Origin of the sequence: Salinimicrobium sp. 3283s (genome assembly GCF_039602225.1) — a bacterium.
Classification (GTDB): Bacteria; Bacteroidota; Bacteroidia; order Flavobacteriales; family Flavobacteriaceae; genus Salinimicrobium; species Salinimicrobium profundisediminis.
Genome location: NZ_CP143631.1, coordinates 245,059 through 269,256, shown reverse-complemented (window position 1 = coordinate 269,256; position 24,198 = coordinate 245,059). Strand labels below are relative to the sequence as shown.

Sequence of the window (24,198 nt, the reverse complement as noted above, 5' to 3'; positions counted from 1 at the left end):
GACAAAAATACCCTTAGAGAAGGCGGTGGTCAGTAACTTTTGTTACCTAGCAGTGTAGCATTTGTTACAGAAGGGAGGGGGGAAATGGGTTTTTTGGGAGGGGCTGGTAAGGAGTGTTTTGGGCCTGATTAGGTGAGATTTCTAGGATTTCTCTCTCGCTAAAAAGCGCCTTCAAAATGACATTTTTGAATATTCTATTCTACCTCGCCTGCACCCGGGATCAATTTCGGCTAACCCAACAAAAACCCACCTTTTACAAAGTGGGTTTAATGAATATTATTAAAGTATTTTATTGCCGGTCCATGGCCTTGACGTCTGCAGAAAGTCCGCTGAGTTCGGGTTCAAAGATCCATAGTTCAGACTGTTTTCCATCAGTAGATTGTTCCCACTCCTGCATAAAACTTTTCCAGCTATTGGCGCCGTACATTTCTTCGTAAGCCTTTACAAATTTGGGGTCTTCACCCATCCACGCCATATCATCAAAGAAGAAAACCATCGAAAGGTCCCGCCCATCTTTGGTCGCAGGTAATTCATTGGTGTAGACACCGTAGGCCATATCGGGATATTTTCCCTTCATCACCTTCGCTACCTTTTCCATTGATGCCTTTGCCCCTTCGTCTTTAAAACGTTTGATATCATAGGTGTCTACCAGTAGCTTATTTACTTTAAAATCTTTAGGGAAATTGGAGAGTTCATTGTTAAAGCGCCAGTAGGATTGATCGGAATCTGGGGTCATATACTTCACCACATTGTTGATCCAGTCGTCATCGTGCGCCTTATCCTCAGGCCTATTGTCCATAGCACTCCAGGGAAGGGGACCCATGACCCACATGTATTTTCCAACATTTGGTCCGTTTGAGATGTAATAGACCCTGGCTCCATAAGGATCGGAAGCGTGAAATTTCTTGTTGTGTGCTGCAATCCCCTCTTCGAACTGTTGGACCTTATCCGGTTGCGGGGTTAAAACGGCATTTTCGAATACAGCATATTGCTGATTGCCTTGCTCAGGGTTTTGGGCCATAGCCATAAACGGGATCAGGAATAACCAATACATTACTTTTTTCATGATTTTATGTTATTAAGGTTAATAATTAAAGATGAAGGAGGCTATAAGCTGGGAGATTGTTGAAATTACGAATAAATAATTGATAATCAAGTATTTATTAATTGTTAAAAAAATGATTTGAAGATTTGAAGATTTGAAGATGTGGAGGAATACGAGTAAATAAAAAATTATCTGTGCATCTGTGGCCGTTTTTATTGTATAAGGTATAATGAATATTGAATAGTGGGTGAGTGAATAATTTCCAGGCACCAATTCCCAAATTGATTTGAAGATGTGATAATTTGAAAATTTGAAGATGTGGAGGAATACGAGTAAGTAAAAAATTACCTGTGCATCTGTGGCCTTTTTTATTGAATAAGGTATAGTGAATATTGTATAATGGGTAGGTTGAATAAATTCCAGGCATCAATTCCAAAATTGATTTGAAGATGTGATAATTTGAACATGGGGAGGAATACGAGTAAGTAAAAAATTATCTGTGTATCTGTGGCCGTTTTAATTGTATATTGTATAATGTGTAGGTTGAATAAATTCCTGAAGGAGTTTTAGTCAGGTAGCACGTTCCTAAATGGGGGAGGTAATAGATAAAGACAAGTCAGTATCTGTTCAGGAAAATACAGGTTGTTTTCGCAATTTTCACTAACTTAATGAGATCAATCGCATTTAACCAACCATGAGCTTTAGAAAAGTCTTCTTTTATTTTATCGTGTTTGTAAGCAGTCTTGTGATCCTGGCGAGCCTGCTGTCCCTTATTCACGATTTGCCGTACTGGTACTCGAAACTCCTGGATTTTCCGCGATTGCAGTATTTGATCCTCGCAACTTTATGCCTCATTCTCGTTGGCGGACTCAACAAAAAGTGGAAGTGGCCTTCCATACTGCTCGTCGCTGGTTTATTGGCTTCTATTTTCATTCAATCTATCCGCATCTATCCTTACTGGTTCGGGAATAAAACTGTGCCTGATGCAGCCGAAAATTATTCAGAAGAGAATTCTGTTAGCCTGTTGCTCTCCAATGTTTTGATGACCAACCGGGAAGCTGCTAAGGTGATAGAAGCTGTTAAAGAGGCCGATCCCGATATTTTCCTGGCTATGGAAGTGAATCAGTGGTGGCTGGATGAACTGGAGGTCCTCAAACAGGATTATCCTTATGTTATGGAGCAGCCAAATGATGAGGCCTATGGGATGGCACTGTATTCGAAGCTGCCTCTAAAACAAAAACAAATAAAATATCTGAAACATAAAAATGTGCCCTCATTTCATACGCGGGTTCAGCTGGAATCAGGAAAAGAATTTATGCTTCACGCCGTGCATCCGGTGGCGCCTATGCCCAGCGACAAATATCCCGATAATGTTGGGGAAGCCGAGGTTGCCCTTCTCAAAGTGGGAGATTTTGTAGCCGGTGAAAACATTCCTTCTCTGGTAGCAGGAGATTTTAACGATGTCTCCTGGTCTAAAACTGCCAGGCTCTTCGGAAAATCGGGAGAGCTAAATAACGTGCGGATTGGCCGGGGGCTGTACAACAGTTTTGACGCAAATTCCATGATCATGAGGTGGCCGCTGGATCATTTTTATGTCACCAAAGAATTTCAACTTGCCGATCTCAAAACCCTCGGAAAAGTAGGCTCTGATCATTTTCCTGTTTACGCGGAATTCGTTTTACCCTGATCCATTATTGAATAAGGTATAATGTTCTTTTGAAATCAAAAAATGATTTGAAAATGAGATAATTTGAAGATTTGAAGATGAGAAGGAATATAAATTCCAAAATTTCAAGCACAAAATTCCAAATTCCAATGCTTTTCAATTAGCAATTAGGAGAGATTTTTGGACTCTTTGCGCTAGAACTTTTTGGGGTTTGTGAGAAATTAGTCGGCAGACGTTTTTTTATTGAATAAGGTATAATGGATAATTAAAAAGGATTCCTGAGAGGGCTTTGATTCCATTCACTAAATTCCAAAGTTAATTTGAAGATGAGAGAATTAGAAGATTTGAAGATGAGAAGGAGTGGAGAGTAAAAATTATCTGTGTATCTGTGGCAATTTTTTATTGAATAAGGTATAATGAATATTGTATAATGGTTAAGTCAATAAATTTCAAGCACCAAGCACCAAATTCCAAAGTTAATTTGAAGATCTGTTGATTTGAAGATTTGAAGATTTGAAGATTTGAAGATTTGAAGATGAAAAGGAATATAAATTCCAAATTACAAACACCAAATTCCAATGTTTTCAATTAGCAATTAGCAGAGATTTTTGCGCTCTTTGCGCTTAGCTTAGCGGCCTTTGCGAGAAATTAGTCGGGAGACGTTTTTTTATTGAATAAGGTATATTGAATATTGTATAATGTTTTTTTGAAATCAAAAAATGATTTGAAAATGAGATAATTTAAAGATTTAAAGATTTAAAGATTTGAAGATTTGAAGATTTGTTGATTTGAGAATTTGAGAATTTGAAGATTTGAAGATGAAGGAAAAATCCCAAATTCCAGCACCAAATTTTAAACATCAAAGCTTAGATCCAGCTTTTAAATACCTTCCAAAAATGGCATTTTCAGAAGGTATTTTTCTGCAAATTATTAAGCTTCACAACTCGAGCAGCTCACAATATTTGAAACAAATTCTTTTGAAACGCTTTGGCTTCTTTGGTAGTACAATGTTTTTACGCCGAGCTTCCAGGCTTCTATCAGTAGCTTGTTCACCTCTCTTACCGGAAGCCCTGCAGGGATGTTTAGGTTTAAGCTCTGTGCCTGATCAATGAACTTCTGGCGTACAGATGCCTGCTGGATGATCTCTAACTGGCTTATCTCTTTAAAGGTCTTAAAAATGTCTTTTTCTTCCTGGCTTAAACTATCCAGGTGCTGCACGCTGCCGTGGTGTAGCATGATGCTTCTCCAGGTATCTTCATTATCCAGATTTTTTTCCTGAAGTAGCTCTTTCAGGTACTTATTCTTCCGCATAAAATTCCCTTTTGCAAGCCCCGCTTTAAAATAGTTACTGCTAAAAGGTTCAATTCCCGGTGAGGTTTGCCCCAAAATTGCTGAAGATGATGTGGTTGGCGCAATGGCCATTAAGGTGGTATTTCTGAGTCCGTAGCCCTTGAGGATTTCGGGCTCGCCGTAGATCGTTGCCAGCTCTTTACTTGCTTTGGTCGCTTTTGTGCTTATGTCTTCAAAGATCTTATGAGTTAAGCCTTTTGCACGCATGCCTTCAAAAGGGATCCTGTTCTTTTGCAAATAGGAATGCCAGCCCATCGCACCCAAACCAAGCGCCCGGTGATTCTTTGCAAAACGGTTTGCTGCAGCCAGGTAGTGATTACCTTCGGTCTTTGCTATGAATTCCTGTAGCACCCCATCAAGAAAATAAACTGCCATTTTAACCGCTTCAGTGTCTTTCCACTCATCATACAATTCCAAATTCATAGAAGAGAGACAGCAGATGAAAGATTCATCTTCAGTAGAAGGCAAAGCAATTTCAGAACATAAGTTACTGGAGTGTATCGTGAGGTTGTTGTCTTTGTAAACCTGCGGCTTAAACCTGTTCACGTTGTCTTTGAACAGAATATATGGCAATCCTTTTTGCTGGCGGCTTTCCAAAACTTTCGCCCAGATCTCCCGTTTTTCCATGTCGCCATCAATCATTTCCTGCATCCAGTAATCGGGCACACACACCCCGTTGAACAAATTCTGGATAGGGTTACCAATATTCTTGATCTCCAGGAATTCCTTAATATCGGGGTGGTCAATGTCAAGATAGGCAGCAAAAGCGCCACGACGTACGCCACCCTGCGAAATGGTGTCCATAGCCGTATCAAAAAGCTTCATGAAACTGGTGGCGCCGCTGCTTTTTCCATTGTCGGTCACAGCACTTCCACGGCCACGCAATTCCCCAAAATACCCCGAGGTTCCGCCGCCAATCTTGGTTTGCATGATCACCTCGCCAAGCTTGTGGGTGATGCCTTCAATATTGTCGGGCACGTACACGTTAAAGCAGGAAATAGGCAAGCCGCGTTCGGTGCCCATATTTGCCCAAATGGGAGAACTTAAACTCATCCAGCCGCGCTCGATCATTTCAATAAATGCTTCGGCTAATTCGGGTTTGTACAGGCGCCTGGCTGCAGCATTGGCAATACGTTCAATGGCCGATTTCACAGTTTCACCCTTCAGCAGATAGCCGCGGTTAAGGATCTGCTGGCTCTCGTCGTTTAGCCACCAAAGTCTTTCGTTCGTAGTTTCATCGCCAATTAAAGGCTGGGCTTGTACATTAGTTGTCATGGGGATTTCAGGTTTAATTCGGGAATTCAGGCTTAATTAAAAAAGGTCGGCTGCGGTAATACTTTTATCGTGCTTGGTGTAATCTACCGGGCGTCTTGCAAAGAAATCATCAAGACTGTTGGCAAAAACTTCTTCCTCAAACCACAGCATGGGTTGATAATCTGCTGCGCTCACGTTGTAGATCTTAGACATACCAATGCTTTTTAAGCTGTCATCTACGCGGAACTTCATAAAATCCATGAGGTTCTTTTTATCGATATTCTCCAGTTTGCCATTTTCAAAGATCCAGTCCAGGATCTCACCTTCAACTTCTATAGATTTCTTTACGGTGCTGGTTAAATTCTGAATCAATTCCTCATCAAAATAATCGGGAAATTCTTCACGGATTTGATTGATGATGTACATGCCGGCATTTGCGTGTATTTGCTCATCAACCGAAGTCCACGCTATAATATTGCTGATGTTCTTCATCACGCCTTTAAAGCGGTTAAAAGACAAAACGATAGCAAACTGGCTGAAAAGAGAGACATTTTCAATTAATATTGAAAACAGGATGAGGGAAGAAATATAATCTTTTGGATCTTTTGCTTTGGTGTGTTCCAAAGCTTCAGACAGGTAGTTAATTCGGTTTTTGATTGCCGGTACTTCAATGACATTTGCAAATTCATTGCTGTAGCCCAAAACCTCGAGAAGCCTTGAATACGCCTGAGAGTGCCTGAATTCACATTCGGCAAAAGTACTGCCCAGACCGTTAAATTCCGGTTTTGGCAAATGCTTGTAAAGGTCGCCCCAAAATGATTTTACAGCAACTTCAATTTGTGCAATAGCAAGTAAACTCTTTCTTACCACATCTTTTTCACCGTCTGAAAGATAGGAGTGAAAATCCTGTACATCGGCTGTAAAGTCAACTTCAGAATGTACCCAAAATGCCTTGTTTATGGCATCGGTAAAATCCAGAACTCCGGGATATTCAAAAGGTTTGTAGTTTATTCTCTTTTCAAAAATGCTCATAATCTATTCATTTTGATTAAACAAAAGCCTAAAAAATAACCAATGGAAGAGAAGATAAGGGCCAGGAAATAAAGCAGGGCCAATCTGTAGAATTCCACGACAATTACTTTTTATGCGAAAGCAAAGTCATCGATCTGAAAAAGGTACTCTGGCTTATAACCTAACGATTATTGACAGTTGCGCAACAGCTCATGATTTTCACATGATTCCCCTCCTGAAAATATCAGATCAATTATTCAATGTAAAATTAGAAAGAAAGAAGCAGCAATCATTTTGTGCTGCGTTTACTTATCAACACAGTTTTTCACAAAGGCAAAAATTCAGGTTGAACTAAAGAGTCAGCGACAACGGTGTTTCTAAGTTTTTCATTTTATAATGCTTCGGAAAGAGGTGTCAAAAATGTCATTTTTGGATACCGATATCTTCGGAAATTTTTGGCGTTGCAGGAAGTGGAAAACTTCGGTTACTACTGAAGGTGCATTAATAAAAAGTAAGTGTCTTTTACTTCAGCAAAGAGGGAATAATTTTTTCAACCCCTCGTTTTCAGCAGCAGAATTGACAAAAACTAATTATGATATAGTCATCAGTATGATCAGCAAAAAACTGAGTGCGGAATGGGAGGGAAGGCACTGCTTTCAAGCCCCTTTTCTCGGTATAAATGTTTTATATTTGGTAATTCATTCCTCTTTAATTTTTTCAGGATGCCCGGCACAATTTCAACCAAAATAGAACTTCAGGAGAGAATTAAAGAGCTCAGCTGTTTGTATGAAATATCTTCTATCATTAGAGATCATACAGGAGAGATTGCAGCTACGCTTCAAAAAATTTCAGAAGTACTAAAACAGGCCTGGAGGTTCCCCGAAAATGCCATTGTAGAACTGAAGTTAAACGGGTTTGAACATAGCACCGGGGAAATTCCGAAGAAAAACGTGGTGCAACAGGCGCCAATTTATACCTTCAATGAAATTAAGGGCAGTATAAAGATCTATTATCCCGATCCTGAATTCAGCCTGCTGTCTTTTCTGCCTGAAGAACAGAAACTACTCGAAAAAGCGGCGCAGGAAATAGGATCTTTTTATGAGAAAATAAAGCAAAAAGAGCAGGAAGAGCTGTTAAGGCGCACCGTACACCGCAATGACAGGTTAGCGATTCTTGGGGAGATCACTGCAGGGATTGCCCACGAGCTCAACACGCCTTTGGGTAACATTTTGGGTTTTGCCGAACTCATAAAAGACAGGGCCGAAAATGAGCAGACAAAAAAGGATATTGGCAAGATCATTAAAGGAGCCATTTACTCGCGGGAGGTAGTGAAAAAACTAATGTTCTTTGCCTGTGAAATTCCGCAGGAAATGAAGATCATTAGAATTCAGCCTATAATTGCACAGGCGCTTTCGCTTTTGAAACCGAATTTTAGAAAAGCAGGTGTAGAATGCCATTTTAGAGTGTTAGACAAGAGGATTGAGGCACAGCTGGACCCGATTCAGCTAACGCAGGTACTCTTTAACCTCCTTATCAATGCCCTGTATTTTTCTCCAAAAGGTTCGGCTATAGAAGTGAAGCTCTACCGCGATGGCACCAGCTTTTTTATAGAGATTGCAGACGAGGGCCCGGGCATTAAGGAAGAGTTGAAATCAAAGATCTTTGAACCTTTTTTTACCACTAAACCTATTGGAGATGGCTCGGGGCTGGGGTTAAGTGTGGTACATGGTATCATTAGAAGTCATAAAGGTAATATTGTTGCTTTTGATAATAAGCCCCAGGGAACAGTTTTTCAAATTAGTATACCTCTTAGAAATTAACTTATGGCACTTCATAAAGAGAACGTTTTAATAGTTGACGATGATTATGATATGCTCGAGTTAATTCATCGCAACCTCAGTGCACTTCACTTTCACACTTACCGGGCGATATCTGTAAAAGAAGCTATAGAGATTTTAAAGTCGTCACCAATAGACCTTTTAATTACCGATTTGCAAATGCCCGGCGTGAACGGCATTGAGCTCATAAAATATGCCGATGAACATTACCCGGAGATACCAAAACTGGTCATTACAGGATTCCCATCAGTAGACGGGGCAATATCGGCTATACAATCGGGGGCTTTAGATTACCTGGTAAAACCTTTTACCCAGGCCGAACTTAAACTGGCCATTGAGAAAAGTCTTCAGGAAAAGAGAAGTGACATTTTTGATCATAAAAAAGATAAACCCGTTACCAATGCTTACGCCGGGATGATAGGCTCTTCGGAAAGTTTTGAGGAAATGATCGATGTTGTTGAGCGGGTAAAGAACAACAGGGCAACCATACTTATACAGGGTGAAAGTGGAACAGGCAAGGAGCTGGTGGCACGTGCCATTCATTACAAAGGCGCTTATGCAGGCAATCCTTTTATAGCTGTGAACTGTGGTGCTATTCCTGAAAATTTACTGGAATCGGAATTATTCGGGTATGTAAAAGGCGCTTTTACCGGGGCAGGAGATTCCCGGCAGGGATTCTTCCAGGCAGCGGCAGGCGGAACTATTTTTTTGGACGAAATAGGAACGGCACCTGCAAATGTACAAACCAGCCTTTTAAGGGTTTTACAGGAAAAGGAAGTTAGAAGGATTGGAGCGCAGAAGTCAGAGAAAATAGAGTTGCGTATCATCGCGGCAACCAACAGCGACCTTTACCAGATGGTTGAAAAAGGCACTTTTAGGCAAGACCTTTATTACCGTTTAAACGTGGTGAATATTCTCACGCCACCGCTTAGGGAAAGGAAAGAAGATATATTTCCTTTAGTCCATAATTTCATCAAAAAGTATGGGGTTGAATATAAAAAACCCTTCGTCACCATTACAGATAAGGCGATGGAGTTGCTCACGAGATATTCCTGGCCCGGCAACATCAGGGAGCTGGAAAATGTGGTGCAGCGGGCAATAATCCTGTGTGATAAGAATATAGACGTACAGGAAATTCCGAAGCATATAAAATTAGCCGAACCTTCTGCTGAAAGTGATGTGCATAAATCTTTAAGGGAAGTTGAGAGAGAACACATTCAGCGGGTACTGGCTTCGGTAGACAACAACAAGACAAAGGCTGCAGAAATCCTTCAAATCGATCGCAAAACCCTTCGGCAAAAGCTGAAGTAAAAATGGCATTTTTGAAGGGGTAGTTTTTTTGATGTTGAGAAAAATATATATATCTGAATAGTGCTTTCAGCAAAATAAAAGGGTCTGCCAGCGGCAGACCCTTCAAACAAACTAATTAAACTTCTAAACTCTCGACTTTCTTTTTTTCATTTTTTTGTCCTCGAGTTTCTTCTGAATTTTTTCCTGCTTTTTAGCTTTTAAATCTATTGTTGAAGGTTTTAAATTTCCTTTTTTCATGATCCTGGTTTAAAAATTATACATCTTTTTGCCGGGGTGCACCTTTTTCATGGAAATACATCCATAGGTTTGGATGATTCCATTTTAAAAAAGGCGCTTTAAAGCAGAAAGATGATTTTAATTTTTGCAGACCTGTTTTTCATGATTAAGTGACTTGTTTAAAAGCTGATTTTTTCTGAAAAAATTTCAGAAGAATTGCCTCAGGAATGTTGAACCTCCTGCATGTTTTCGAGTATGTATTTAAATACAAAACCTTTAACTATCTGAGACCTTTTTAAATGCTTCTGAAATGAATTCTTTACATGCAGGTGTTCCTGAACATATTGATTTTCACACTGCACGTCATCACATTCCCGAATATTCTCTGCTTTTAGTTTATAATCTCTCAATATTTTAGAATTGAGGCTGTTCATTTCATGAATCTCCTGCAGTTGCTTTACCAGGAACTTCAAATCTTCTACATTTTTTTCAGTTTTAAAGAACGAACTCTTTTGGAGTAGCCTTAAATAAAAACCGATTTCCTGCTCCATAAAGCTGATGTTTTCCTGCCACAGCTTTAATTCTGAACTCATATTGAGCTTCAATATTTCTTCGTCTCTATAGTGGTTCTTCATTTCATTCATTACAGCGCTTCCAGTTTAAATGTTGTGTTTAACTGTTCTACTTCCAGTATTTTTATTGTTTTAATGCCCATGGGGAATTCCCATTCCACTTCATCTCCCTGGGCATAACCAAACAGGGCCAGGCCCATGGGGGCGAGAATAGAAATCTTATTGTTCCTGATGTCACTTTGTTCAGGAACTACAATCTGGTAGGTTCTCTGTACATTCCACGGGGTCTCAATAGTTACATTAGAGTTGATACGTATAACATCGCCGGGCATCTTGTTATCTGGTAAGATCTTTACATCTTCCAGTTCCTTTTTCAGTTTATGAAGAGAAGACTTGTAGGTCTTGTCTTTATAATATGATTCTGTTGATATCAGGTTTCTTAAAAGCTCAAATTCTTTTTTTTCGATTATTATTTGCGTGTATTTCATAGCTGTCTCATTTATGGGAAAATTCCGCGTTGTACATAAGCCATTTCAATTCGGGCTATAGCAATGATGTAGGCTGCAGTACGCCAATCTACCTGGCGTTGATCAACTTCGGCAGCAACATTTTTAAACACCTGGGTGATTTTCTTCTCGAGTTTTTCCATCACTTCGTCCAGTTGCCACAATTCGCCATTTCGGTTTTGTAACCATTCAAAGTAACTTCCTATTACTCCTCCCGAGTTACATAAGATGTCGGGAATAATAGGAATTCCCCTTTCCAGAAGAATGCTTTCACCTTCATCATTGGTAGGGCCATTGGCGCCTTCTGCAATTAATTTCGCCTGAATCTTATAGGCGTTATCTTCAGTAATCTGGTTGCCCAAAGCTGCGGGGATCAATATGTCACAAGCTAACCCGAAGAACTCTTCAGGATCAATTTCTTTGGCTTCAGAAAATCCTTCTATAGAGCCTTTTCTGGGTTTGGAGTGTTCAAATAAACTTTCAACATCAATGCCTTCAGAGTTGAATAAGGTAGCATGTGCATCCTGTACCGACACGAGTTTAGCACCTTCCTTAACTAAGAAATGAGAGGCCCAGTAACCAACGTTTCCAAAGCCCTGAACGGTAAAAGTTTTGCCTTCAAGAGTTTCACCACGTGCCTCAAAGTATAATTTGATACACAAGAACACGCCAAAGCCTGTAGCCCTGTCGCGACCTTCGAGCCCACCTGAGCCTACAGGTTTCCCGGTAACCACGTGCTGATTCTGAGATCTCTCTGACGTAGATTTTGTTGACATGTAAGTGTCGGCAATCCATGCCATAGTCTGGGCATTGGTATTGACATCGGGCGCAGGGATATCATGCTCGGGCCCAATATTTTCGCCCAATGCATAAGTGAACCTTCGGGTAATGCGCTCCAGCTCAGATAAGCTGTAGTTTCGCGGGTCTATTTGTATCCCACCTTTAGCACCTCCATATGGCAAACCAGCCAAAGAAGTTTTCCAGGTCATCCACATGGCCAGGGCTTTTGCGGCATCAACATCTACAGTAGGGTGGTAACGCAATCCGCCTTTGTACGGGCCCAGCGCATTGTTATGCTGAACTCTGTAACCTGTAAAGATTTCCACCTTCCCGTTATCCATCTTCACAGGAAAATGCACGATGAGTTCGTTGTTGGTAATAGCGAGGATCTTACGGATGTTTGGGTTGAGATCAATTAAGTCGGCAGTTTTATTAAACTGGTTTTGTACAGTCTTAAACATGCTCTGTTTATTATTCTTGTTAGCAGTAATCATATTTTTATTATTCAAAGTGTTCACAATTTTGTTTTCTTGTTTCTTTCCAGGTGCAGTGAGTTCTATGATCACAATTAAAACAGAGCCCCTTAAGAATTTCCTGGGGTAAGCTATTATTGACTTCCATTGTTTTAGAATTGATCATTGTTTTTTCAATTAGCATAGTAGTTCAAAATTTGTTTTGCATCCTTGAAGACAAAGCCCGTGCCTTCTTCAATAATTACTGAAGATGTTATTTATAGTGTGCTGTAAATCAATATATTGGTGATGTTTGAAACTGAAATAAGCAAAGGGTAGAGTGGGGAGGAATTACCCGGACGGGGAGAATTGTACCAGTGTCAAAAAGGGCATTTTAGAGGTGCTACTTCCCATGCAGTGGAGTATTTTTTGGAAATACTGAAGGAGTTACCTGAAAGTGGGGTAGGGAAAAGATAAACATAAAGGAGGCTCAAAAATGACATTTTTGAGCCTCCTTTATGTAAAAAAAGGCCTGTTTTTCTTTACACTATCTGTTTTTACTTAGGGATTTTCTAAAAACCATTATTTGGTGGATAGCGCGGGTTTTCTCATTAAAAATCGACAAGGATAAATTCACTTCTTCGGTTATTTTGATGAAGATCTTCGGGACAGGTGCTGCCATCAACACATTTGTTAAGAGGAAGGGTTTTACCCAGTCCCTCATAAGAAAGTCGGTCGGGAGAAATGCCTTTTTTGAGCAGGTAGTCAGCCGAAGCCCTGGCCCTTTGTTTTGACAGCTGCATATTATAGGAAGCCGCTCCTCTGCTGTCTGTATGGGATTTTCATTGTCAAAGTAGTTTTCTTTTTCAGCCCTTATAAAAAAGGGGGCTATCATAACTTCAGTTTTGAGCTACTAAAAGGTATAATTGATGATTCCTCTCAAGAAAAATGGTGTTCCCGGGGTAAAATGGATTTCTTTAACAGGTTCTGTTTCAAAAGAAAGCCGGGATTCTGTTGCGAATTGGGTTTCATTCCATTCAGTATCAAAGAGGTTCTGAATATTCACTCCAAAATGCCATTTTTGGAACTTATATCCCAGATTGAAGTCAAAAACCGTGTAACCTTCGGCCACTATGCTGTTGTCTTCATTGGCAGGGCGCGACGAGAGGTGCCGCATGGAAATTCCGGTGTTAATCCCCGAAGGTAAGTCTACATTAAGGCCACCTGTAAGGGTGAAATCTGGTGCCAGGGGAATGTAGTTATTGTCGCCGGGAACATCCAGGCTGCGGGCAACGGTGTAAGTGGCATCAAGGTTCCCGTACAGCCAGTTTAGGGGCTGGTACTGCAGGCTAAAGTCTATTCCTTTACGTTCTGTTTTGCCGCTGGGCTCCACGATACCGGCATCACCTACATAAACGAATTCCTGTTCGAGAAAAAGGTACCAAAAAGCTGTATTTATCATCATTCTTGGAACCGGTTTCCAAATCATTCCCAGGTCGCTGCCGTAAGCTGCCGGTAAAATATTTTCTGAAGCTTTTCGCACAACCACCCTGGTGTCATTAGAATGAAAACCTTTACCTGCCTTCAGGTAGAGCTGTAAATTGTTTTTGGCGTTATAAAGAAAGTTGAGTTTTGGGCTAATAATGCTCTTTTCTTCAGAAAGCGTTGCATATTTGGGAGCGAGACGATCATAGTATTTAAAATTAAAATGATCAATCCTAATTCCGGGGTTGATAGTCCATTTTCCGAGGTGCAATTCAGCATTAATATAAGCGGCAAGATTGGTCTCGTTAATATCGCCCAGGCTAAAGTTGGAGAGGGTGGAAAGGCGCTGGTAGGTGTGCGACAATTCGTTCTCTTCGCTTTGGTCATTTCGTAAACTAATTCCCGCCTGCAGGTCACCGTACCATTTTTTAAAATTAAACCGGTTGTTGTATTCAGAATTTAATCCCATCATGGTCCTTGTTTCCTGCTGTTTTATCTGGTCACCAAATTTGGGGTCTTCAAGAAAGAAAGTGAAGTTTGAGAACAACAGAAAATCATATTTTGAATAGTAAATATTATTCTTAACAAAAGATTTTTCATCTACTTGATGATCGTACTCTACAATAAGGTTGGTGCGTGAAGTTTCGCCTCCCTCGGTGTCATCTATAGCGCCAAACCTGGAGATCATGCCACTTTCTACCGCCCTTACAAGAATTTGCCCCGAGGCATCCCATGTACTGTAAAAATTTGAAATACTGGCTTTTAGAGAACTGTTTGCCCCAACTTTTGCGGCATATTTTGCCATGAGGTTGATGCGGTTAAAGTGCTGCGGACTCTCAAAAGGGCCGTCTGTTGCCAGATATTCTGACGCAAGATAAAGGCTGTGGTTTTGCTTATTAAGCACGCTGAACATTCCCAACAGCCTTTGTGAATTAAATTGTCCTGCTTCGGCTTTAATCAGGCTGTTCTCAAGCCTGTCTTTGGTTTTAAAGGAAACAAAACCTGCAGTTGCAAAATTGCCTTTTTCAGCATTGTAAGGCCCTTTTCCAAAGGCAACTCCTTCAATTGTTTCAGGAATAAGGAAGTGTAAATCGCTATAACCCTGGCCGTGAGCATGGGAGACGAGGTTTACCGGCTTTCCGTCTACTCCAATACTAATATCTGTTCCGTGATCAATATCAAAACCCCGAAGGAAGATTTGTTCGGCTTTTCCACCACCTGCATGTTGCCCAATGATCAAACCCGGAACTTTTCGAAGTAGATCCTGGGAGGAAGTAACCGGATTAATGTTGATATTTACTTTGCTGAAGACCTCCAGAGAATTAAGTCTGGGGGTGAGGACGACTTCATTGATGAGGTTGAGCTTTTCCTGCATCTCAATATTATTTTTACCTGTATGGGCTATAAATGTGAGGGTTTTGTAACCCATATGGCTCACCCTAATAGAATCCCCGGCTTTGGCCTGCAATGAAAATTGTCCTAGTGAAGAAGTATGGGCGTGATTTTCATTGTTCAGGTTATAGATATATGCATCTGAAACAGGAGATTTTTTATGGTTAATTACAGTTCCCGTTATGGTTTGGGCTTTAACCGATATAAAACTGAAGATAACAAGTAAAAGTAAAAGAATTTTGTAGGGGGTAGAAAGGTACATGCAACTGGTATTTTTGAAGCTGCAATTTTAACACATTCTTTGTAGTACAAACAGTAAAATGCTAGCAAACTGAAAGAAATTTTTTATAAAATTAGTTAGATATTTATAGGTCAGTGTGTTAAATAATATATGTTTAGAAAACATGATCTACTTATTATTGGAGAAGATCTAGAAAACTTCTACAAGCTTCTGAGAGGTTCTTCTTTAAATGACATTGACCCTGAGCAAGGTATTAAGATCAATAAAAAACGGATTGAACGATTGTCCCTACATTATGGGCTAAAGAGACACTATGCCCAAAAAACATACTTCCAGACGAAAAAAAGATCACAAGGTTTATCTCTATTTATTATGCCCTTTAAAAAGTAGAACGGCCCAACCCAATTTGGCCTATTTACATTGCCTAAATCCCCATGCGGAAAGGATTATGTTTTTTGTGGCGATGGTAGATCTTTACTGGAAACTCCATCAATAATTTATTTTTTACAATCACCGAAAGGGGGTGTGAGGGGATAAACAATGCAATACCTAATTGTCAGATACTCAAACAACAAAGAAAAGCTGCATAACAAATGGAAAATAGAACTTAATTTAGCAGCCAAGTTGCCCTAACAAATGGGAGGAACTTTAATTTTTGAAGGTTAGAAATAATTAATGCCCGTAAGTAAGGTAAAGAACATTATAAGACCTATAAAAAAATAAATAATGGATATTGTTATTATAGAAGATGAAGATTTGGCCGCTGAATCTTTAATAGGTTTATTACTCAAAATAAGACCCGACTTAGTTATAAAAAAACGTCTTGAAAGTGTGAAGCAGGCCATTGAATGGTTTAGTAAAAATACCTGTGAATTAATTTTTAGTGATATTCATTTAGGAGATGGGGAAAGTTTTGAAATATTTGAAGCTTTAAAAATTGATACTCCTATTATTTTTACAACTGCGTTTGATCATTATGCCATACAGTCTTTTCAGTATTATGCAGTTGATTATTTGCTGAAGCCTTATGATAAGGCCAAACTCACTACTGCAATTGAAAAGTATATGAGTTATACTAATTCATCCTTTAAGAGGTCTCAGGATTTAGAAAAATTAATAATTCGATTAAAAGCTTCCCCAGAAGTTAATCCAAACAAAACGAGGTTTCTGGTATCCAGAGGTGAAGAATTTATTTCCATTTCCAGTGAAGAAATAGCTTACTTTATGGCCGAGAATAAAACGCTTTTTTTGTTTACCAGGGCTGGTGAAATTTATTTATATGAGGATACAATTTCGAATCTAGATGAGAAATTGTCAGAAAAGGATTTTTTTAAAGTTAACAGAAAATTCATTGTTCGCCTTAATGCCATACAGTCTATAATACGCTACAGTCAGAATAGATTAAAAGTTAACCTTCAGCCTTCCCCTGGGAATAATGAACCTGTTTTAATTAGTTCTAAAAATGTGCAGGTTTTCAAGGAATGGTTAAACCATTAATATGATGTCAACCAATCTTCTACAGGGGTTTAGAAAGCACCGGAAATTTTTTTATTTAAGCGTTCTAGTCATTGCTGGATTCTTTGCTACCAGTGCTCTAATAACCCCAAACATCACCCTGGTAGCGGAAAAATTACTGGAGGAAATTCTTCGGGAAAATTTAGAAACAAAAAAAAATATTGTTGCATTTGAGTTTAACAGACTTGATAGCTTTTTGGAATATTCAGAAAAAGTAATTAATGATTCTACCGATCTTCCGTTTGAAAGGATTAAAGAAAATCTACTATTTATTACAGAACTGGCCAGATCTACAGAGGTTATATCCAACAGTTTTATTTATGCAGTTACATTAGGGGAAATTCAAAAAATTCATCGCTCTGAAACTTTGAAAGAACCAGATTTAAAAGACTTTTCAAAGCACTTGAACTCCTTTGAAGATAACACCTTTTTTGATACTATTATATCAACCCCGCAAAGAGTAATTAATAGGAAATTTTATTTTAAGAAAATTGATCAAGATACAGCTATTGTAGTGGGGTATGATATCGATTTGCTTAATTTCTGGAAATACTTTTCTGAAAAATATAAAGGAGACAGTGGTTATACAGTTGTAACCAATCAAGAAGGAGTATGCCTTTTACATCCTGAACCAGAATTTATAGGCAAAAGATTAGATGGATTCTTTGGGGCTGTATCTATTGATGATGTTTTAAGCAGTAAAGATCCTTCATTTCGTAAATCAATAGAATCTGCTTCAGGAGATGTGCTGAAAGATACTGCTACCTCTGAATTTCTTGGTTTAGAAGTGGTGCGTTATTTTGATCAGATAAACATTGGGAAATCTGCTTTAATTATTGTGGAAAGTTTTCCTGTAGAAATTAATTTGAAGGAAACCACTCAAAATATACAGGAATATTTTTCCTGGATTAGTCTGGTAGCTTTTCTAACTTTTATATTGCTATTAATGATTTCGAGGATTCAATTAAAAGAGGAGTATGTTGATAATCTTAAAGTCCTGGAAGAGAAAGAGCGATTAGTAAATACTAATGAAAAATATCAGAAGGAAAATGCAGTTTTGCAATTAAACCAGTTAAAGAAGAAAATGAATCCCCATTTTTTATTTAACAGCTTAAATTCTTTACATGTGTTAATAGAGTCAAAACCGGAATTGTCTCAGGAGTTTGTTTTGAAACTGGCAGAAGTATACCGGTATCTATTAGAAAACCGGGAGGGAAATCTTACTACAGTAAAAAAAGAACTTTATTTTCTAAAGCAATATGTGTTTTTACAGGAAATCCGGTTTAAGAATAGCTTAAAGGTTGAAATTATAAATAAAGGTGATGAGCTGGTGTTTTTCAGGAAAATTCCTTTTTTATCTTTGGAAACCATGGTGGAAAATGCCATTAAACACAATGAATTTACAAAGTCGAATCCCCTTATTATTGAAATTATAATACATCAGGAAGTTATTGAGGTGCTTAACAATTATACTCCGAGGAAATTTAACGATAAGGATAGTCACAAGCTGGGGTTAACATACTTGAAGAATATTTATTTACATCATCAGGAAAGTAGGTTCAAAACCGAAATAATCGATGGCAAATTTAAATGCATACTTCCTTTATTGTCTTAATTTAATAATTCACTCCACTTTTTATTGAGTTCACTCCATTTGATTTTTACTAACACTTCAATACATGGATATTTAACGTTTTAATGTTAAATATTTATGGGGAACCCCTTGTCTACAGTAAGGAATAGATCATTTGTGATCTTAGTAATTTTTTGTTTGAGTAATTTTGCGGTTTTTGCGCAGGGAGATGAGAATACAGGTGAGCACACCACAAAAGAAAAAGACTCCACAAGCGATGATGGAGGGGAGTTATCCTATCAGCAGTTTCTGAAGAATGGTAATGTTAAGAAAGGGCTTTTCAACGTCTATAATATTAAGAAAGATTATTTTTTTGAGATACCGGATTCTTTGATGGCCCGGGATTTATTAATCGTTAACAAAGTTTCAAGTGTTCCCTATGAATTGAATGGTCATGGATTAAATAAAGGGATGACTTTTGAAACAAAGCTTGTACGGTTTTATAAAGATACTGTGCTTAATAAGGTTTGGGTCAAAACTCTAAATCCGCGCGTGAAGTCTCCTGTAGCTGATGCAATAACACGTTCTGTTAATGCTAATTTTGGAGAGTCAATTATTGAAGAATTTGAAATTGAAGCAAAAAATACAGACTCTACTTCTGTTTTTATTAAAGTAAATAAAGTTTTTAACGGGAAAGAAAAAAGCTTCAGCGACATTCTTGCCAATACCGGGTTAGGAGGGAGTATAAAAACCAACTTGTCTCTTTTAGAAGAGGTGAAACCTTTTCCGGAGAATATTGTGGTAAAATCCCTTTATACTACTTCAGTAAGTGAGGGGGGAGGCCCCGATTTACCGTTATCTATTGGAGTCACTACAAATATTGTCTTATTGCCTTCTGAAGTGATGACGCCACGTTTTTCTGATAAACGGATTGGGTATTTTACCACGCCAATGGATTATTTTTCAGATAATCAGCACGAAGTAGAATCCAGAGGATTAATCACGCGATGGAAGCTGGAGCCTAAGCCTGAGGATGTAGAAAAATACAAACGAGGGATTCTTGTAGAGCCAAGGGAGCCCATTGTATATTATATAGATCCGTCCACTCCACATCAATGGGTGCCATATATCATGCAGGGGGTGTATGACTGGAACACTGCTTTTGAATCGGCTGGTTTCAAAAATGCGGTAGAGGTAAAGGTGCCTTTAGAAGAGGATGAGAATTTTGATGTGGATGACGTGAGGTATTCTGTTATTACATACGCAGCATCAGAAAAGCAAAATGCCATGGGGCCTTCAGTTGTTGACCCCAGGAGCGGTCAAATTCTCGAATCAGATATTATTTGGTGGCACAATTTGATGAAAGGATTGCATTCATGGATACGTGTGCAGACAGGTCCTATAGATCCTAAGGCCAGAGCAAATACATTTTCAGATGAGCATATGGGAGATGCTATTAGGTTTGTTTCCTCACACGAAGTTGGTCATACGTTTGGTCTTAAACATAATATGGGGGCTTCCTTCAGTTATCCTGTAGACGCTTTAAGATCTAAAAATTTCACTTCTCGAATGGGAGGTACAGCTCCATCCATAATGGATTATGCGAGGTTCAATTATGTCGCCCAGCCCGAAGACAGTGTGGTGGACATTACCCCAAAGATTGGAGTGTATGATAAATATGCCATAAACTGGGGATATCGTTGGCTTGATGCTGAAAACGCTCACCAGGAATTACCTGAATTAAATAAGTGGATTAGGGAGCATGAGGATGATCCTGACTATTTTTATGGCCCTCAACAGAGTGGTTCAATCGTGGATCCAAGATCACAAAGTGAAGATTTAGGAGATAACGCAGTAAAAGCAAGCGAATACGGGCTAAAAAACCTCAAGCGGATCATGCCAAATATATTGGAATGGACAGAAGAAGAAGGACAGGATTACTATAAGGCAGCGAAATTATACAAAGCTTTGATAGACCAGTGGGAATTGTATAATAATCATGTGATGGCCAATATAGGTGGGGTTTATATTAACAATACAGTGTACGGGGATGGTAAAGATACTTATGAGCCTGTTCCTGCAGCGATGCAGAAAAGCGCACTGGATTATCTGATCAAGAATGCCGTGGAGCCTCAAAGGTGGCTTTTTACTCCGGAAACTATTGATAAGGTGTTTGCTGTAAGAGATGCTCCTGATGGCGAACGCTACTATTCACCAGTATCTATGTTTCGAATTTACCAAACCAATGTTATTTATAAACTGGTAAAGACTGAACGACTGATGAGGATTGCTGAGAACGAGGTTCTGGAAAAAGATAATCAAGACGTTTTTAGGGAGCAATATCTATTTGATACACTGTTTGATGCGATTTTCAAAAAAACAAAAAAAGGGGAATCATTGGACATGTTTGACCGGATTTCTCAAAAAAATTATGTCGACGTACTTACTGTAGATAGAAATAAATTACTGGAAAAAACGAAAGAAAAAACCGTCGCTGAAAGTGATTCGTACTTTAAAAATATCCACTTCTCTTATTTACCAAGGGTTTCGGATATAGCTACTACCAAACGGGCGGCACTGGAAGATGTTCTTGATCTTCTAAACAAACGGAAAAATAGAGGAGATCGCGAGACTAAGGCGCACTATAGAGACCTTATATCCAGAATTGAATATAATCTTAATAACTAAATGAATAAATTAATTTACCTGTTGATTCTTATTCCTTCTATACTTACTGCTCAGCATCAGAAGATAGTGAAAGGCAAAGTAGTAGAGGCATCTACAAACATGCCAGTTTTGGGAGCATCAGTTTATATTTCTTCATCCCTGGTAGGAAACCAGACTCGGGAAGAAGGGGTGTTGGAAGGTGCAATGTTAGGAACTACTACAGATTTTGACGGCAATTTTGAATTTAAAGTCGCAAACGACACTCAATATATTCTAGTCTCATTTATGGGATTTGAAACTCAAAATGTTGACGTTACCAACCCTGCTAAAAATTTGATTATTAAATTAAAAGAGAGTTCAGAGAGTCTGGAGGAGATTATGATCACAGGCTACCAAAAAATAGAAAAGCGTAAAGTAACTTCTGCTTATGGTAAAATAGATGTTTCTGAAATTCAACAGGCAGGGGTGGCCACTGTAGACCAGCTTTTAAAGGGACAGTTGTCGGGGGTGCTTGTGCAGCCCACTAGTGGGGCACCGGGAGCTCCTTCAAAAGTTTCTATTCGAGGAACAGCCACTTTAAACGGTTCTTCAGACCCACTATGGGTTTTAGATGGTATCCCTTTAGAAGGCAGTGATATTCCGCAGGATTATAGAGATAAAGATAACATTGATAACCTTCAGTCCTATCCTATTGCGGGTCTTAATCCAGATGACATAGAAAGTATAACCGTCTTAAAAGATGCCTCGGCTACTTCCATATATGGAGCAAGGGCTGCTAACGGAGTCATTGTCATTACAAGTAAAAGCGGTAAAAAAGGAAGCATGCGCATCAATACAAATGCCAATGTATTTGTAACCCAAAAACCTGATTTAAGTAAATTAAACTTAATGAGTTCTTCGCAAAAAGTAGATTTTGAATTGTACCTGGCAGGTCGTTCAGATTTGAAATATCAGCAAGACAGAGGACAAGTGGCACGAATTCTAAACAAATATGGAGAATATACCCTATTTCAGAAAGAGGGGTTTTCGGGGATTTCTTCAGGAGCTCAAGATGCCATAAATGAATTGAGAAATATTAATACCAGGTGGGAAGATGAACTGTATCAAATAGCTATTAACCAGCAGTATAGCTTAAATATTTCGGGAGGTAATGATACGAACAATTATTATTTTTCTGTTGGACTCTACGATGAAAAAGGAACAACAAAAGGTACGGGGCAAAAGCGGTATAATATTACATTAAAAGATAAATTTCAAATAACTGATAAACTAAACATTGGGGTGAGCTTGTTTGGAAGTCAGAATAAAACCTCTTCCTATATAACGGGGGCAGATGCTTATACGAATCCTTCGTATTATGCGAGGAATGCTAATCCCTATTTGAAACTGATAGACGAAGATGGAGATTATGTCTATGATCCAGACCTGGTGGAAAGATCTGATCTTAATCTCAATTATAATGTTTTAGAGGAGAGGGAAAATACCGACTATGAATTGGTTGCCAATTCATTGAAATCTATTTTCAATGGTGACTACGAATTGAATGAAGAAATTCATTTCAATACACAATTGGGCTTACAGTTTGACTTTAATCAGACTGAAAAATTTAGTGGAGCAAACAGCTATTTTACCAGAAAATACAGACAAAAATCCCAATATAATACACCCGATGGCGATGATTACTATATGCCTCAAGGGGGAATCATTCAAAATTGGAATGCTGATGTTTTTCAATACAACTGGAAAACTACAGGGAATTACAAAACTTTTTTTAGTGACCTGCATGAGCTGGATGTGATGCTTGGAACAGAATTCCGAAGAAACAAAACTACGGAAATCCATACAAAAGGTTTTGGTTTTAACTCTAATACCTTAACTACAATACCCATTACAGATGAGCGTGCGTTAAGCAACTCTTTGTTTGACACTTATGGGAAAACATTTAATGAGAATGCTTATGCTTCGTTTTTTGGTACTGCCTCTTACACTTATAATAAGAAGTATACCTTATTTTCAAGTTTGAGATACGACGGATCAAATTTATTTGGGGTCAACCCAAAATACAGGTATTTGCCCATATGGTCTGTGGCGGGTTCATGGAATGCTTATAATGAAAATTTCATGTACGATGTTAAATTTATCAGCGATTTGAAATTAAGAGCTTCTTACGGAGTACAGGGGATTATTGATAAATCTACTTCACCTTTTGTAATGGGAGAATATGACAATACCTCCATCCTTCCAGGATTAAGTGAAGAAATCATAAGAGCATTAAATGCACCAAACCCCGATTTGAGATGGGAAGAAACGACGACCTCCAACCTTGGTGTAGATGTTGGGATATTCAATAACAGGATCTATTTTACAGGTGATTATTACTACAGAAAAAGTACCGATTTAATAGGATTAAAAGCAGTGCCTTTAGAATCTGGTTACAATTTTATTAATACCAACTGGGCCACGGTAAGTAACAGAGGGTTTGAATTAGCTATCAATACCACCAACATTGTGACTCCCAGCTTTTCATGGACCAGTGGTTTTAATATCTCTCACAACAAGAGTATTGTTGACAAAATTGAGATTAGAGATGAAAATTTTAAACCCTCTCTGGAGGGACGTAGTGTAAGTGCCGTATTCGCAATTAAAACGGCAGGTCTTGATAGCAATGGTTTACCGCTTTTTTGGAGGAACGGAAAAAAAATTACTGCCGTTGATTTTTACAATTTGGAAGAGGGAACCGACGGAAGCCAGTTAATACGTGAGGAGCATAGAAATCTATATTCATTCGTGGGCGACGAAATGCCGAAATTTAGTGGTGGATTTAGAAATACTTTTCGATACAAACAGTTTGAATTGAGGGTGTTGAGTAATTTTAATATCAAACAAACTGTAAAAACTGAGCCGGCTTATTATCCTACAATTGCACAACCTGGAAATAACTATAGTACAGAAATACTAAAAGCAGGTACAGGTGATTTACCTGCACTTATAGGATTCAACTCTCCTGGATTTGACACAGACCTTGTTTACAGTTGGTACAACTCATATGATGTAGGTAACACGTATAAGGATCTTGATATTTGGGTAAAGGATATTTCATATATACGCATAAGTAGTATCAGGCTGAGCTATGCATTACCAACAGCGACCCTTAAAAATTTACATCTTTCAGGTTTGAATTTTAATATTGAAGGACGCAATTTGTTTGTACTAGGCAGTGACTACGACGGATATTTTGATCCGGAAACCTTCGGAAGTTTATATGCACAGCCTATTCCCAGAATTATTTCTGCAGGTTTTAATCTTTCCTTTTAAACAGCAACT

14 protein-coding genes, 1 pseudogene and 1 riboswitch are annotated in these 24,198 nt (G+C 38.7%); of the genes and pseudogenes, 7 read left to right on the top strand and 8 right to left on the bottom strand.

Translation table 11 applies throughout. The features are described 5' to 3' along the window. Positions 1–289: 289 nt before the first annotated feature. Positions 290–1,066 (bottom strand): hypothetical protein, encoded by a 777-nt coding sequence (locus tag VS868_RS01170; RefSeq protein ID WP_345598925.1) that lies wholly within the window; start codon positions 1,064–1,066, stop codon positions 290–292. A gap of 673 nt (positions 1,067–1,739) precedes the next feature. Here VS868_RS01170 and VS868_RS01165 point away from each other — a divergent pair. After that, positions 1,740–2,732, top strand: coding sequence for an endonuclease/exonuclease/phosphatase family protein (locus VS868_RS01165; RefSeq protein ID WP_345598924.1), 993 nt, complete (start codon positions 1,740–1,742; stop codon positions 2,730–2,732). A 909-nt stretch (positions 2,733–3,641) separates the two neighbouring features. On the opposite strand, the gene VS868_RS01160 is transcribed toward VS868_RS01165, so the two are convergent. After that, on the bottom strand, positions 3,642–5,336 hold the full coding sequence (locus tag VS868_RS01160) for a ribonucleoside-diphosphate reductase subunit alpha (RefSeq protein WP_266069048.1): 1,695 nt from the start codon (positions 5,334–5,336) through the stop codon (positions 3,642–3,644). A gap of 36 nt (positions 5,337–5,372) precedes the next feature. Then, positions 5,373–6,347 (bottom strand): ribonucleotide-diphosphate reductase subunit beta, encoded by a 975-nt coding sequence (locus VS868_RS01155; protein ID WP_266069047.1) that lies wholly within the window; start codon positions 6,345–6,347, stop codon positions 5,373–5,375. A 101-nt stretch (positions 6,348–6,448) separates the two neighbouring features. Next, a riboswitch (adenosylcobalamin-variant (AdoCbl-variant) riboswitch) is annotated at positions 6,449–6,575 on the bottom strand. A 473-nt stretch (positions 6,576–7,048) separates the two neighbouring features. Here VS868_RS01155 and VS868_RS01150 point away from each other — a divergent pair. Both VS868_RS01150 and VS868_RS01145 read left to right on the top strand, forming a co-directional pair. Beyond that, complete coding sequence (locus VS868_RS01150; protein ID WP_345598922.1) at positions 7,049–8,146, top strand: HAMP domain-containing sensor histidine kinase; 1,098 nt, start codon at positions 7,049–7,051, stop codon at positions 8,144–8,146. Positions 8,147–8,149: 3 nt separating this feature from the next. After that, entirely contained in the window at positions 8,150–9,475 is a 1,326-nt protein-coding gene (locus tag VS868_RS01145; RefSeq protein WP_345598921.1) for a sigma-54 dependent transcriptional regulator, read from the top strand. A gap of 437 nt (positions 9,476–9,912) precedes the next feature. Here the strand turns inward: VS868_RS01145 and VS868_RS01140 are convergent, their stop codons facing one another. The 5 genes and pseudogenes from VS868_RS01140 to VS868_RS01120 all read right to left on the bottom strand — a co-directional run bounded on the left by VS868_RS01140 (position 9,913) and on the right by VS868_RS01120 (position 15,140). Then, positions 9,913–10,335: a hypothetical protein gene (locus tag VS868_RS01140; RefSeq protein WP_345598920.1), complete on the bottom strand. Its 423-nt coding sequence runs from the start codon at positions 10,333–10,335 to the stop codon at positions 9,913–9,915. Next, entirely contained in the window at positions 10,335–10,751 is a 417-nt protein-coding gene (locus VS868_RS01135; RefSeq protein ID WP_345598919.1) for a GreA/GreB family elongation factor, read from the bottom strand. The genes VS868_RS01140 and VS868_RS01135 overlap by 1 nt, the downstream gene beginning before the upstream one ends. 11 nt (positions 10,752–10,762) lie before the next feature. Continuing rightward, positions 10,763–12,010 (bottom strand): Glu/Leu/Phe/Val dehydrogenase, encoded by a 1,248-nt coding sequence (locus tag VS868_RS01130; protein WP_345598918.1) that lies wholly within the window; start codon positions 12,008–12,010, stop codon positions 10,763–10,765. Between the two features lie 602 nt (positions 12,011–12,612). Then, positions 12,613–12,828: pseudogene (locus VS868_RS01125) on the bottom strand (OmpA family protein); the annotation flags it as partial. A gap of 86 nt (positions 12,829–12,914) precedes the next feature. Continuing rightward, positions 12,915–15,140, bottom strand: coding sequence for a TonB-dependent receptor (locus tag VS868_RS01120; protein ID WP_345598917.1), 2,226 nt, complete (start codon positions 15,138–15,140; stop codon positions 12,915–12,917). 705 nt (positions 15,141–15,845) lie between these two features. Between VS868_RS01120 and VS868_RS01115 the strand changes: the two genes are divergently transcribed. The 4 genes from VS868_RS01115 to VS868_RS01100 all read left to right on the top strand — a co-directional run bounded on the left by VS868_RS01115 (position 15,846) and on the right by VS868_RS01100 (position 24,189). Then, entirely contained in the window at positions 15,846–16,616 is a 771-nt protein-coding gene (locus VS868_RS01115; protein WP_266069039.1) for a LytTR family DNA-binding domain-containing protein, read from the top strand. Position 16,617: 1 nt separating this feature from the next. Further along, positions 16,618–18,249 (top strand): histidine kinase, encoded by a 1,632-nt coding sequence (locus tag VS868_RS01110; RefSeq protein WP_345598916.1) that lies wholly within the window; start codon positions 16,618–16,620, stop codon positions 18,247–18,249. A 96-nt stretch (positions 18,250–18,345) separates the two neighbouring features. Beyond that, complete coding sequence (locus VS868_RS01105; RefSeq protein WP_345598915.1) at positions 18,346–20,895, top strand: zinc-dependent metalloprotease; 2,550 nt, start codon at positions 18,346–18,348, stop codon at positions 20,893–20,895. Beyond that, positions 20,896–24,189: a SusC/RagA family TonB-linked outer membrane protein gene (locus tag VS868_RS01100; protein ID WP_345598914.1), complete on the top strand. Its 3,294-nt coding sequence runs from the start codon at positions 20,896–20,898 to the stop codon at positions 24,187–24,189. It begins immediately after the preceding gene. The last annotated feature ends 9 nt before the right edge of the window (positions 24,190–24,198 follow it).

Bases quoted from the DNA above. Each gene is read 5' to 3' on its own strand.
- VS868_RS01170 (WP_345598925.1), bottom strand. From the start codon at position 1,066: ATGAAAAAAGTAATGTATTGGTTATTCCTGATCCCGTTTATGGCTATG.
- VS868_RS01165 (WP_345598924.1), top strand. From the start codon at position 1,740: ATGAGCTTTAGAAAAGTCTTCTTTTATTTTATCGTGTTTGTAAGCAGT.
- VS868_RS01160 (WP_266069048.1), bottom strand. From the start codon at position 5,336: ATGACAACTAATGTACAAGCCCAGCCTTTAATTGGCGATGAAACTACG.
- VS868_RS01155 (WP_266069047.1), bottom strand. From the start codon at position 6,347: ATGAGCATTTTTGAAAAGAGAATAAACTACAAACCTTTTGAATATCCC.
- VS868_RS01150 (WP_345598922.1), top strand. From the start codon at position 7,049: ATGCCCGGCACAATTTCAACCAAAATAGAACTTCAGGAGAGAATTAAA.
- VS868_RS01145 (WP_345598921.1), top strand. From the start codon at position 8,150: ATGGCACTTCATAAAGAGAACGTTTTAATAGTTGACGATGATTATGAT.
- VS868_RS01140 (WP_345598920.1), bottom strand. From the start codon at position 10,335: ATGAATGAAATGAAGAACCACTATAGAGACGAAGAAATATTGAAGCTC.
- VS868_RS01135 (WP_345598919.1), bottom strand. From the start codon at position 10,751: ATGAAATACACGCAAATAATAATCGAAAAAAAAGAATTTGAGCTTTTA.
- VS868_RS01130 (WP_345598918.1), bottom strand. From the start codon at position 12,010: ATGTTTAAGACTGTACAAAACCAGTTTAATAAAACTGCCGACTTAATT.
- VS868_RS01120 (WP_345598917.1), bottom strand. From the start codon at position 15,140: ATGTACCTTTCTACCCCCTACAAAATTCTTTTACTTTTACTTGTTATC.
- VS868_RS01115 (WP_266069039.1), top strand. From the start codon at position 15,846: ATGGATATTGTTATTATAGAAGATGAAGATTTGGCCGCTGAATCTTTA.
- VS868_RS01110 (WP_345598916.1), top strand. From the start codon at position 16,618: ATGATGTCAACCAATCTTCTACAGGGGTTTAGAAAGCACCGGAAATTT.
- VS868_RS01105 (WP_345598915.1), top strand. From the start codon at position 18,346: ATGGGGAACCCCTTGTCTACAGTAAGGAATAGATCATTTGTGATCTTA.
- VS868_RS01100 (WP_345598914.1), top strand. From the start codon at position 20,896: ATGAATAAATTAATTTACCTGTTGATTCTTATTCCTTCTATACTTACT.